A 12,287-nucleotide genomic window follows, 5' to 3' on the forward strand; every position below is an offset into this window, starting at 1 on the left:
GCGTAATCGAGGCGCTTTACCCTGCCGAATTCGTAGCCTTCTGCTCGTGCACCCCAACGCTGATCTCCATCCCTTCGCTCGCGGCACGCACGCTCGGGTAATAATCGCGCGCCGACTTCACGATCGAATCCACGCAGGCGTCGTTGTGATCGGGATCATGGTGGAAGAGAACGAGTTCTTTGGCGCCGCTTTCCATCACGATATTGACGGCTTCGCGCCAATGGCTGTGGCCCCACCCGACTTTCTTCGCGGCGTATTCGTCCGGAAGATACTGCGCGTCATAGATCAGGATGTCCGCGCCCTCGGCGAGCTTGCGCACGTTCTTGTCAAACACCGGATGCCCCGGCTCATTGTCCGTCGCATAGACGAGGATGCCGTCCTCGGTTTCCATGCGGAAGCCCAAACATCCTTGCGGATGGTTCAGCCACTTCGACTGGACGATGGCATCATCGAACGCAATGCGGTCTTCTTCGATGTCGTAGAAATTCCGGTGCGCCGCCATCTCGCTCATGTCCACCGGGAAGTACGGATCGGCCATCTGCTCTTCGATCGCCCGCTGCAACCCGCGCGAGCGGTTCGACGAGTGGAAGAAGAAGTAGTTGTCCTCTTTTTCGTAGAGCGGCGTGAAGAACGGAATGCCCTGGATGTGGTCCCAGTGGAAGTGCGAGATGAACACGTGCGCCTGGATCGGCTTTTCGGCGTACTCCTTAATCAATTGCTTGCCGAGATTGCGGAACCCAGTACCGCAGTCGAAGACGAAGATCTGCCCATTGACCCGCACCTCAACACACGAGGTGTTGCCGCCGTAGCGCATGTTCTCGAGTTGTGGCGTAGGGGTTGAGCCGCGGACGCCCCAAAACTTTATCTGCATCGGTTTTCCGCCCTGCTCCAGCAGGGGTTATTCCTTCGACAACTGTTTGGGGAGAGAGTCCGCAAAGTATAGCGCAACGTTCGAAACGAGCCAACTGCTTTACTTATGCCCCATTACACCCTATTTGGGTAGGTTCCGAAGGTACCCATTGCGGCACGTATAATTGGCCCTCCATGGACTCGCCAGATTTCAAGTCCTTCTCGCAGCTAGCACGCGAAGCCTCGCTCGTCCCCGTCACGCGCACGATTTCGGCCGACCTCCTCACTCCGGTTTCCGCCTTCCTTGCTCTGGCCGACAAAGAGCCTTACGCCTTCCTGCTGGAATCCGTCGAAGGCGGCGAGCGTATTGGACGCTACACCTTTCTCGGCATCCGGCCCTACATGGTCGTCACCGGCCGCGGCAGCGAAGTTACGATACGCCGCGGTAAGAAGACCGAAAAGTCGTCTTCCGATCTACTTGGAACCCTGCGGGCCGCGTTACGCGAGCACAAGCCCGCCACCGTCCCCGGATTGCCGCCCTTCACCGCGGGCGCTGTCGGCTACTTTGCTTACGATGCCGTGCGCCACTTCGAGCGCCTGCCCGACATCGCCAAAGACGACCTCCACCTTCCCGACGGCGTCTTCATGTTCTACGACCGCCTGCTGGCCTTCGATCACCTGCGCCACCAGTTGCACCTCATCGCCGCCGCCGACGTCCGCACCGAGAAGCCGCGCGCCGCCTACGATCGCGCTATCGCCGATCTCGATGCGCTGGAGAAAAAGCTCGTATCGGGACTGAAGATTCGTCGCCTGCGTCCCGAAAAGAAAACCGCGAAGATCAAGCTGCACGCCCGCACAAAGCCCGCCGACTACATGAACGCCGTGAAGCGCGGCAAGGAATATATCGCGGCAGGAGATGTCTTCCAGGTCGTGCTCTCCCAGCGCCTCGACTTCGCACTGCCCGCGCCTCCCTTCGACATCTACCGCTCTCTGCGCACGGTGAATCCGTCGCCCTACATGTACTTTCTGCGCATGGACGACCTCCACGTCCTCGGCTCGTCGCCCGAGATGCTGGTGAAAGCCAACAACCGCACGCTGGAGTACCGCCCGATCGCCGGGACCTACAAGCGCGGCGCGACCGCCGAAGAAGATGCGCGTCTCGAAGAGCACCTTCGCACCAACGAAAAAGAGCGCGCCGAGCATGTGATGCTCGTAGATCTTGGACGGAACGATCTCGGCCGCGTGAGCGAATACGGCTCTGTCAAAGTAAAAGGCCTGATGTACGTAGAGCGCTACTCGCACGTGATGCATCTCGTCTCCGCGCTCGAAGGCAAACTGCGCGGCGACCTCGACGCGCTCGACGCCTTCGCCGCCTGCTTCCCCGCCGGCACCCTCAGCGGCGCGCCCAAAGTCCGCGCCATGGAAATCATCGAAGAACTGGAACCCACCCGTCGCGGCGTCTACGGAGGTTCGGTTTTGTATGCCGACTTCGCCGGCAATCTCGACTCCTGTATCGCCATCCGCACCATGGTCGTGAAAAACAACCGCGCGTATGTCCAAGCCGGCGCCGGCATCGTAGCCGACAGCGATCCCGAAAGCGAATTCCAGGAGTGCCGCAACAAAGCGCAAGCGGTCGTCCGCGCCGCCGAACTGGCGGGACGATAGTTTTAGGTTTTAGGTTTAGGTTTAGGTCTGTCATCCTGAGCGGAGCGGCCGAAGGCCGCGGAGTCGAAGGACCCCTACCCTCACAACTTCGCTTACCCAAGCACTGCAGGCACGTCCTATACTTTCGTCGGAGGACGCCATGCCCCTGCGGCCCTTCATCGTTGCACTAGCCCTCACCGCCGCACTCGCTGCGCAAACCAAGCCCGTACCCGCCCCAAGCGCCGCCGAGCAAAACGAAGCCCAAAAAGCCGCCGCCCTCTGGCGCGACCGCGCCGAAAGGTTGACCAACGCGTCCATCGAAGAAGGCTGGCACATCCGCCCATGGGATGCCGTGATGAAAGCCCATCTCGCGGAGGCCTGGTGGAAGGATGATCCTGCCCGCGCACATCAGTGGCTTTCAGAGGCATACGAGGATGTCACATTCCAGCGAAAAAATGAGGGTGACGACGAGCATATCGAGCGTCTCCGAGTCGCGACTTACATCTTCGAAGTACTAAATCGAATCGATACTGCGAAAGCGGACCAACTCCTTAAATTCATAATCGCAGACAGCGAGAAACTTGGAGAGGCGAATTCCCTGCGCAGTCAAGCGCTGCTCCAGGTGATCCTGCAAAATGCCACGACAGATGCATTGGACAACGGCGCTGCGCGCGCGGAGGAAATTGCAGAGAAGGCACTTCAACTGCGCGGAAATCAGTACCTGCCCGAGATTATCGGAAGCATCAGATACCAGGATGAAGCCTGGGCCGACCAGTTCTATATCAAAGCACTGAATACGGCGGTGGAATCCAATGACTACGACATGGTCTTTGGCCTGATGCAGTTTCCGTTCCCTTATTTTGACTCGCGGATGAAGGCTTCCAACGCAGTTCGAGATGAGGCCACATCGATTTTCGCTCAATTCCTCTCACATGTTCCGAAAGATCAAGATGATAATCAGAAGTATTGCGAACGAGCTCCCAACATCGCTCAGCACTTATTGCCGCAGCTCCCCGTCTCGCAACAAGGACTGATTCACGCCGCAATTGAAACTTGCCAAAGCTCTGCAGAGGGCCCCAAGCACGATTGGATTGACTCGGACGCATGCACGACCGCAGACAGTTGTTTGAAACTCGCAGCCGAGGCGGATTCGCCGAATAGAAGCGCACGATTGAAAGAACTGGCGGCCATCCGCGCGATTCAAGATGAACATGATCCACAGCGCGCGGTGGAGATTGTTCGATCGCTCACCGATGACGAGAAGTCGGTACTCCAAAACTGGATGGAAGACTACAAGATGTATGCGATGGCGGCGATCGACGGGATGTATAAGCAGCAGGACACCCCGGGGATCCAACAGATCATCGATCGAGCACCCGCGCAACTTCGGGCTGATATGCTGCTGAATTTCGTCGGCACCCTCAGCACAGGCAAGAAGCCTGACCCGGATTACGCGCGCATCATGCTCACAGAAGCCCGCCGCGCGCTTGAAGGATCGCCGACCCAGAACCCGCAAACTTACATGCAACTCCTGCGGGCGTATCAGCGCTTGTTTCCCGAGGAAGCGCCCCAGGCACTCGGCTTCGTGATCGCGGGGCTAAACCAGATCGAGTATCTAGATCCGAAAGCTGCAAAGAAGTCGGCAGCATTTCGTTATGTGCGTCTTGGTGACAACCTCATTCCTCTTCCACTCAAAGCCCTCCTTCTCGAGCGCGACGAATCCTACACCCTGGCCGCCATCAAAACTCTCGACGACCCAAAAGGCCGCATCGCCTTCCGCCTCGGTTTGCTCAACGCATCGTTAAAACGCTACGAAGAAGAACTCCAGAAGGCAAAGACCCCGGCGAAACCTGCCACGAAGCAAGCCGCGAACGTCCACTGAACGCGCCCGCATCCATTTCCCAACAATTCGCCCCACGATACTTACTCCGGCAAACCCGCCACTCACCTTCCGCTTCCTAGCCACCAGAACTGCTCCCCCCTCGGAGACCCTATGCGTTTCGCAGCTCTGGCCCTATCGCTTGTCCTGGCTCTTCCACTCGTAGCCCAAACTGGTTTCTCAACCCACACGTACGCCGCGCCGGTGGTCCAGCACCTCATCCCGGTGGACGTCAACGGCGACGGCTTTCCCGATCTCGTCACCTATGGCGGCCCGGTGGACGTCTATCTCAACGATGGCCATGGTGGCATGCTTCCGCGCAAGTACATCGGCGTATTTGCGGCGTACGCCGCAGTCGCGCAATTCGCTGGCGACGCACTCCCCGAAATCGCGACCTGCCACATCAACAGCGGCAATACAGCTTCCACCATCAGCATCTATATCAACCACGGCAGCGGGAATTTCTCGCTCGCCGGAAGCGCGCCGCTGGATGGCATTTGTACCAGCCTGAGCGTCGGCGATGTCGATGGCGATGGCAAACTCGATGTCGTTACGACTTCGTACGCGCACGACGCGAGTTCCAACATTACGGGCACGGCGATCACCACCTTCTTCAGCAACGGCTTGGGAAGCCTCAATCGCTCCGTCACGCAAGCGAATCCCGACGTCAGCGCGCAAAACGATCCGACGAACATTTTTGATTGCCACCTCAGTTCCGCGACCGGCGGCGACTATGAGCAGGCCGGGCGGCTTGATCTCGTCCTGATCGGGGCGTGCCAGTCGGGGGCCACGAATGCCGGAACGATCTTCTACGGCACCAGCGACAAGGCCGGCCATTACTCGCTGAAGGAGATCAAAGAGGACGAGCGAGGCTTCGACTACTTCCCGCCGTACACCGCCGACGTGAACGGCGATGGAACCCGGGACGTCGTGCTCATCGACTACCAATCCGGCCCGCACAACTCGTGGAGCAACAGCCTCGATTTCCTCGAGAACCACCTCAACGGCCAGTGGACGCTCAAGCAAGTCTTCACCGAGAGTTCGTACGCGGCGAGCTACCTGAGCGCGGTCTTTTCCGGCGCCGGCGCAGACTTCATCAACGGCGGTAGCTGGGAAGCAGTCGCGGGCTTCACCCAATCACCAGATTGCTGCACACAGGACACGCCGGGGATCGCAATCCTCACCCAGGACACCTCCGGCAACTACGTTGAGTCGCAGCGCTGGACAGCCAAGGCGTACCCGTACGCGACGGTAGCTGCGGACTTCAACAAAGATGGGAAGCCGGACATCGCAACCGTGCAGGTGAACAGCAGCGCCAACACGGCTTCGCTGGTCCTGTATCTCAACTCCGGCGCCCCCGCGTGCCCCGCGCCCAGCAGCCCCGGCGTGCATCTCTGTTCGCCCGTAGCAGGCAACACCTACACGTCGCCGGTGAACGTGCGGGCGACCGGCAAAGCCGCCAGCGGCAGCGTTGTGCGACTCGAGTTGTGGGTTGACGGCAAGAAATACGGCAACTTCAGCGGTTCCACGATGAACGCGAATGCGTTGCTGGGCTCCGGCTCACACCGCATCGTAGTAGTCGAAGACGACTCCACCGGCGGCCACCTGAACTCCACTCCCGCCTACATCACCGTGAATTAATTCAGGGTGCCCCACCCTTATCGCGCGAGCCTTTTTCGCGCGATAGGGTGGGGACTTTTGAGCCCTGTCATCCTGAGCGGAGTTTCGCGAAGCGAAACGCAGTCGAAGGATCCCTATCGCTACCCAAATATCCCAGTACTTCACCGCTTCTCTTCTTCCACACTCTTCAGCATCGCATTCACTTCTTCGGCATGCTTCCCGTGCGGCTCCAACTCAAGATACTTGCGCAGTCCACTCTCAATTGCCGAAAACGCAGGCGGTTCCTTCGCCACACCGAGCAATCGGATCTGGCAATATGCACGTAAGTAATAAAGCTCAGCATTCGCCGGCTCTTCTTGCAGCACAGAGCTTAAGGCACGAACTGCGCCCTCGAAATCCGTAGCCGTATTGTCGCTCTCGCCGTTCTGGATTTTCTGCACCAGCATCATGCCGTGGTTCCGCTCATAGAGCACGCGATGCTCCGGGTTCATCTTCTCCGCCAGCATCATGTCGTGATCAACTTCATTCCATCGTTTCAGTACGACCAGCGCCTGCGCGCGATTGTTGTAATACGCACCCACTTCTTTGAGCGCAAGCGCCTTCCCGTACGCCGCAGCGCAATCTTCAAACTTGCTAGCGTGGCAATACGCACTCGCCAACTGCGCCCACACCATGTCGTACTTCGCGCCCGATGACTCAGCGTTCGCCTTCAGCGTCGCAATCGCTCCGGCCCAGTCTCCATTCTGTCCTTGCTTTTGCGCCTGCTCGATTGCCGTTCGTACCGCTACGGTCTGCGCGTCATCTCCCACTACCACCGGCGTAAAGTCGTCTGGAGAAGTGTCTCCACCGAGCGTCTCCGCCTGGCGTGTTTCGCGCTTCACCTCGATGGAATGTTTTGCCAGGTCCAGCGCCAACTGCTGCGGCCGCGAACTCCAGCTAATCGCGATCGCCGGAAATTCCATCGCCACCTGGTTGCCGCGCAATACTGTCACCGAGTACGCACCCGGATCCACGCCGCCGAAGAAGAACTTCCCCTTCGCGTCGGTCTTCACGGAAAAGCGATGGCCGTTGTGCTTGTCGAGAAATTTCAGTTCGGCGTTGGCGAGGGGGTTGCCGGCTTCGTCCAGACAAGTGCCTTCGATCTGCGCCAGCCACACCCCGGCAAAAGTTACGCCAGCGAGCAGCATCACCATCGCGACATGGCGGAGCATCTTCATTCGATGGTCACTCCATACATCGCTTCCCCACGAACGATCAGTCCGTCTTCGTGGAAGCGCATGATCTCCATCGCGCGGCTCGCACGCCCATTCAATCGCGACGTGTACAGCACCGCGATCTCGCGCTCGCCCGGCCCGACGAACACACTGTCGAGCGTGAATCGGATGTCGTTGATCTGCTTGAGCGCCGTCTCCCAGTAGTTGCGCAGCTCCGCTTTGCCTTTCAGCACGCTGCGCCCCACAAACTGCTGCGCCTTCGGACTGATGAACTCCACATCGTCGGCGAAGTGCGCCAGCACCGCCTCCACATCGCGACGGTTCCATGCCGCTGCCCATTGCGTGGCAAACTCGTGCGCCTGCTCTCGTGTCATAGCCTCTCCGCTAACTTAGACACTATCGCGAAACTGCGGTTACCAGAATTTTGTGGGTTTAAAGCGCCAGGAAATTCTTAATCAGTTGCTTGCCGTCGCTGGTCAGCACGCTTTCCGGGTGGAATTGCACGCCTTCTACCGGAAATTTCTTGTGCCGTAGCCCCATGATGACCGAGTTACCGTCGTGGTCATTGGTCCGGGCGCTCACCTCGAGTTCCTTGGGCAGATCGCTCTCGCGCACGATAAGCGAATGGTAACGGGTGGCGGTCATGGGAGACCGCACGTCGCGGAAGATGGTTTTGCCGTCGTGTTCCACCTGGCTGGTCTTGCCATGCATCAGGTTCTTCGCGCGGACGACCTTGCCCCCGAACGCCTCGCCGATGGCCTGGTGTCCAAGGCAGACCCCCAAAACCGGGCGTTTCCCGGCAAAATGACGGATTAACTCGATACTGATCCCGGCTTCTCCCGGCGTACACGGCCCTGGCGACACCAAAATCCGGTCCGGCCGCATGGCTTCCACCGCCTCCACCGTGACTTGGTCGTTGCGGCGCACCTCGATTTCCGCGCCCAACTCGCCCAGGTATTGCACGAGGTTGTAGGTGAATGAGTCGTAATTATCGAGAACGAAAACCATCTGGCGTCAGTCTAGCCGATTTCCATCGGTAACGTGGAGCGGCACCGGAAGTTTCCCGGCTGATTGTCCTGCTTCGTGCTTGACAGTTTGGCCCTTACAGCGCGATTCTTACCACCACCCTGGAGAACCTATGAATGTTCCACGCCAAGGGCAGGAGCTTCGCACTACCCGCCGGTTCAATCTACGATTGCCGGTTGAGGTGAAGTACTCCGCCGAGAGCGTCAAACACGCCAAAGCTCATACTCGCGATGTCAGTTCCCGCGGTATCTGCTTTTATTTCGATTCGACCATTCAGCCCGGCTCCGACATCGAGTTCACGCTCACGTTGCCGCCGGAAATCACGCTCACCGAAAGTATCCGCGTGCGTTGCAAAGGCACCGTCGTTCGCGTCGATTCCCCAGCGACTGCGAATGGCAAAGTAGGTGTCGCGGCCACGATTCAGCACTACGAGTTCGTCGCCGAGAAGTAGCTCACCCAAGCTTTCATGACCCCCGACGACTTTCGCCGGTTCGCGCTCAGCTTCCCAGAAGCCGAAGAACGCGCGCATATGAACCATCCCGACTTCCGCGTCGGTGGACGCATCTTCGCCACGCTCGGCTATCCGACTGCCGACATCGGCATGGTGAAGCTCTCGCCCGCGCTGCAAAAGAGCTACGTCAGCGGACATCCGAAGATGTTTCGCCCGGTCACCGGCAAATGGGGAGAACAGGGCTGCACCCACGTTCTCCTGCCGACTGCCACGGCCCAACCTGTGAAGTCGGCGCTAGGCGAAGCGTGGAAGATCGCGTCCGATCTAGGGCCGACTCGATCGAAGGCCAAGCCTAAGTCAAAGCGCTAGGGCTCATTCCGCCATGTAAACTGAAGAGTTCCGCATGGCCCCGCGTCTACCCCAGCTCGCCATCGCCACAGGTCTCCTCTGCGCTCCGTGCTGGTTGCACGCGCAAGCGCCGGTCGGCGAACTTTATTCGACGATTGCACGCATTCGCGGCTCGGTAACTCTCGCCGGAGGCGGCACCACGGTCCTCAGCGGATCATCGATTGAATCCGGCACGCAGCCGGCGCGCTTGGAGCTTCATCGCGGCGGCAATCTCATCGTCTGCCAGGGCACTACGGTCAGCGTCAGTGCATCGGCCAGTGGCCGCGATTTGATGTTCAGCTTCGGCTCCGGCAGCCTCGAGTCGCACTACACCATCGGCGCTTCTTCGGATTCGATCATTACGCCCGACTTCCGCTTCGTCGTTACCGGCCCCGGCGAGTTCGATCTCGACATCGGCATCTCGCCACAGGGCGATACCTGCATGCGCTCGCATCGCGAGAGCACCGGCGGAGTCATCGTCAACGAACAGATGGGCGACGGCACCTACCAGATCAAACCCTCGGACTTCGTGGTCTTCCACAAAGGCCATATCGCCAACGCCCAAGCCAATCCGCAAAACGCAACCTGCGGATGTCCTCCGGCACCCGAACCCGTCCGCCAAGCTGAAGTCGCAAAAGCCGAGCCGGCACCTGCTGCACAACCGCAGCCCACACCGGCGCCTCCGCCCCCAGTCGCAAGCGCGAACGAGCACGTTGTCGCCGAGACGCCCTTCGTCTTCAACGCCGACGGCATGCCGCCACCAATCACGGCGCACGTGATGAAACTACGAGTGGAGTCGAACAACGCATTTGCAGATTTGCATCCCGAAGTCCAGCCGCCTCCGAGGATGGCAAAGCCGGAGAAGAAGGGGTTCTGGCACAAGGTGAAGTCGTTGTTTCAGTAGGTTGAGCTCGTTAGTCAAGATATAATTAAGCAGATGGCTACGGTGATTCACATCTCGGAAGACGACGCCGCTCGTGACTTTGCAGGCCTATTGGCGCGCATCCGGTCCGGTGCTGAGGTTGTGATCGAGCGAGGTTCTCTTCCCCCCATTGTGATGCGAGCTCGGACTGAGCCTACGGGGCGCCTCTTGTCTGAATCAATAGCAATGGCAGAACAGCACGCGAAGGAACTCGGATATGATCCGGTGATGGATGCTGAATTTGCGGCGGATCTCGAGAAAATCATCAGCAATCGCGCCCCCGCGACACTTCTTCGTGGGAATAATCCTTGGGCCTCATTCTTGATTCCAGCATCTTAGTCGCCGGTGAACGCGGGCGTGAGAGCGTTGCAGCATTGCTTGACCGCGTTCGGCGGACTTGTGGCGACTCGATGAGCGCATTGTCCGCAATTACAGTTCTCGAACTCACTCACGGAATCTACAGAACTCGAACGGGTGCAAATCGCGCGCGCCGCCAAGCCTCGTGGATGAAATTATGCGCGATCTCATCGTCTATCCCGTGACTGTACAGATCGCCCAGCTCGCCGGCCGCATCGAAGGTGAGCAAGCGGCCCGCGGTATCGCAATCAGCTTTCAGGATCTGCTTATCGGAGCAACCGCTCTCGATCTTGGATTCGAACTGGTCATGCTAAACCTTCGCCATTTCCAGCTCATCCCCAACCTAACCGTCCGCCAGCTCTAGCTACGACACTTCCTTCTTCTTCACACCGAGTTCCGCGTGCGTCACCACCTGATTGCGACCCTGGCCCTTTGCCTGGTACAGCGCCGCATCCGCCGCTTCAATCAGTTCACGCTTCGATTGCGCATCCTGGTCGTAAATCGCAATCCCGATACTGATGGTCAGTCGCTCGACCTGCCGCGGCGAGCCTGCAAAGAACTTTGCCTGCTCCACGCCGCGACGAATACGGTTCGCCACCTGCATCGCACCCGTGGTGTTCGTCTCCGGCAGCACAATGACGAACTCTTCACCGCCGTATCGCGCGGCGGTGTCCACTTCGCGCAAGTCTTTCATCAACACTGCGGAAACATCGCGCAATACCTGGTCGCCCACGTGATGCCCATACGTATCGTTCAAGGTCTTGAAGTGATCGAGATCGAGCATGAGCATCGCGATCGGCGTGCGCTTTCGTTCCGCGCGTTTGATCTCGAGTTCCAACTGCTGCTCGAAGTATCCGCGGGTCTTCAGCCCAGTCAGGAAGTCGGTGAATGCAAACTTGATCAGGCCTTCGTTTTCGTAGTCGCGGGTGAGTTGGTTCTCGGCGACGAGCGTCAGCATCCAAAATAGCTGCGCGTCTTCACGTGTGAAGGATTCGTGCTCGGCGGAGAACAACTGCATGGAGCCGATGACTTTATTGCTGACCACCAGCGGCACGATCAAAGCTGAGCGCGCTCCCAGCGATTCCAGTGCTGCATCCGACAGCAGGTTATGTCCCGCCGTCACCAGCAGCGGACGCCCAAACCGTGTCGCCCAAAAATTAAAGATGTTGCCGCGCACAAAGGGTTCGGCGGTCTCGCGGTCCATACCTCCTGCGAGGCGCAGCTTCACTTGTTCGCTGTCTTCTTCCCAGAAATAGACGAGAGATTTTTCGAAGAATGAGATCTCGGCCGCGAAGTCGAGCAGCATGTTGAGTGTGGCTTCGAGTTGGATCTGCATTCCGCCGAGCATGGCGAGGCGCAGGATCGTATTCACCTCTCGCCAGCGACGCTGCACCGTCGCCTGGTCGAGTTCGGAGAACACTTCCACCACGAACCGCTCTGGGGGAATGGAGTCGGTAGCGTCGTCAGGGAGCATTTAGGGCCCGGGTCACCCGTTCACTTGCATTTGGCCACACCTATCCGGCCGCCCGGAATACCCGCACCCCGTCTGCCATTTCCCGCCAGACATTCCCTTTCGTACTCACCCCTTAACTCCACAGAAAGACAGGGGCTTAACGGTCCCACTTTGTGAGCTGCTGATGCCATCCCGTTTCGAAACGTAACGCAGAGTCGCCCAGAACCGCTATTTGGCACCGGCATGCCCAACCTGAAACCCTCGCCCATTAAGGCATTTGCAGGAAGCACCTGGCATGTCTGTTGGATTGCAAAGTCGCCATTACTTTCAGGAATTCTCTACCACGTGCTTGCAATTTCGCTCGCAACCCGCTTACGATAGGCTTCGCGGGCGTTCGCGCCGCATTCAGCTTGTTTCTACCAATCAGCTCCACCTTCGCAACCCGGAGTGCCTCGCTGAGCGAAATTCCGCCCTGCGCAAGCCAC

13 protein-coding genes are annotated in these 12,287 nt (G+C 58.9%); 8 read left to right on the plus strand and 5 right to left on the minus strand.

What is annotated here, in order from left to right; all coding sequences use genetic code 11:
• Positions 1-16: 16 nt before the first annotated feature.
• Positions 17-871, minus strand: a complete 855-nt coding sequence (locus tag ACID345_RS21390) for an MBL fold metallo-hydrolase (protein WP_011524918.1) — start codon at positions 869-871, stop codon at positions 17-19.
• Between the two features lie 173 nt (positions 872-1,044).
• Here ACID345_RS21390 and trpE point away from each other — a divergent pair, with 173 nt between their 5' ends.
• From trpE to ACID345_RS21405, 3 genes are all read left to right on the plus strand, one after another.
• Positions 1,045-2,514, plus strand: coding sequence for an anthranilate synthase component I (gene trpE, locus ACID345_RS21395; RefSeq protein WP_011524919.1), 1,470 nt, complete (start codon positions 1,045-1,047; stop codon positions 2,512-2,514).
• Positions 2,515-2,653: 139 nt separating this feature from the next.
• Positions 2,654-4,375 (plus strand): hypothetical protein, encoded by a 1,722-nt coding sequence (locus ACID345_RS21400; RefSeq protein WP_011524920.1) that lies wholly within the window; start codon positions 2,654-2,656, stop codon positions 4,373-4,375.
• A 111-nt stretch (positions 4,376-4,486) separates the two neighbouring features.
• A complete protein-coding gene (locus tag ACID345_RS21405; RefSeq protein WP_011524921.1) occupies positions 4,487-6,013 on the plus strand; it encodes an FG-GAP repeat domain-containing protein in 1,527 nt (508 codons plus the stop codon).
• A 140-nt stretch (positions 6,014-6,153) separates the two neighbouring features.
• Here ACID345_RS21405 and ACID345_RS21410 read toward each other — a convergent pair whose 3' ends face one another.
• The 3 genes from ACID345_RS21410 to ACID345_RS21420 are packed head-to-tail and all read right to left on the minus strand — an operon-like array spanning position 6,154 to position 8,214.
• Complete coding sequence (locus tag ACID345_RS21410; protein ID WP_011524922.1) at positions 6,154-7,209, minus strand: carboxypeptidase-like regulatory domain-containing protein; 1,056 nt, start codon at positions 7,207-7,209, stop codon at positions 6,154-6,156.
• Entirely contained in the window at positions 7,206-7,580 is a 375-nt protein-coding gene (locus tag ACID345_RS21415) for a nuclear transport factor 2 family protein (protein ID WP_011524923.1), read from the minus strand. Before ACID345_RS21415 ends, ACID345_RS21410 begins: the two co-directional genes overlap by 4 nt.
• A 58-nt stretch (positions 7,581-7,638) precedes the next feature.
• The gene (locus ACID345_RS21420; RefSeq protein WP_011524924.1) at positions 7,639-8,214 is read right to left on the minus strand and encodes an anthranilate synthase component II; all 576 of its coding nucleotides are present in this window, start codon (positions 8,212-8,214) and stop codon (positions 7,639-7,641) included.
• A gap of 130 nt (positions 8,215-8,344) precedes the next feature.
• Between ACID345_RS21420 and ACID345_RS21425 the strand changes: the two genes are divergently transcribed.
• The 5 genes from ACID345_RS21425 to ACID345_RS21445 all read left to right on the plus strand — a co-directional run bounded on the left by ACID345_RS21425 (position 8,345) and on the right by ACID345_RS21445 (position 10,713).
• A complete protein-coding gene (locus ACID345_RS21425; protein ID WP_041855968.1) occupies positions 8,345-8,683 on the plus strand; it encodes a PilZ domain-containing protein in 339 nt (112 codons plus the stop codon).
• A 15-nt stretch (positions 8,684-8,698) separates the two neighbouring features.
• Complete coding sequence (locus ACID345_RS21430; protein WP_011524926.1) at positions 8,699-9,052, plus strand: MmcQ/YjbR family DNA-binding protein; 354 nt, start codon at positions 8,699-8,701, stop codon at positions 9,050-9,052.
• Positions 9,053-9,086: 34 nt separating this feature from the next.
• Positions 9,087-9,974, plus strand: coding sequence for a hypothetical protein (locus ACID345_RS27310; protein ID WP_011524927.1), 888 nt, complete (start codon positions 9,087-9,089; stop codon positions 9,972-9,974).
• Positions 9,975-10,178: 204 nt separating this feature from the next.
• Positions 10,179-10,331, plus strand: a complete 153-nt coding sequence (locus tag ACID345_RS27315; protein WP_228370688.1) for a hypothetical protein — start codon at positions 10,179-10,181, stop codon at positions 10,329-10,331.
• A gap of 175 nt (positions 10,332-10,506) precedes the next feature.
• A complete protein-coding gene (locus ACID345_RS21445) occupies positions 10,507-10,713 on the plus strand; it encodes a type II toxin-antitoxin system VapC family toxin (RefSeq protein WP_041855969.1) in 207 nt (68 codons plus the stop codon).
• On the opposite strand, the gene ACID345_RS21450 is transcribed toward ACID345_RS21445, so the two are convergent.
• Complete coding sequence (locus ACID345_RS21450) at positions 10,714-11,823, minus strand: GGDEF domain-containing protein (protein WP_011524930.1); 1,110 nt, start codon at positions 11,821-11,823, stop codon at positions 10,714-10,716.
• Positions 11,824-12,287 lie beyond the last annotated feature (464 nt).

It is taken from the genome of Candidatus Koribacter versatilis Ellin345 (assembly GCF_000014005.1).
Taxonomy (GTDB): Bacteria; Acidobacteriota; Terriglobia; order Terriglobales; family Acidobacteriaceae; genus Korobacter; species Korobacter versatilis_A.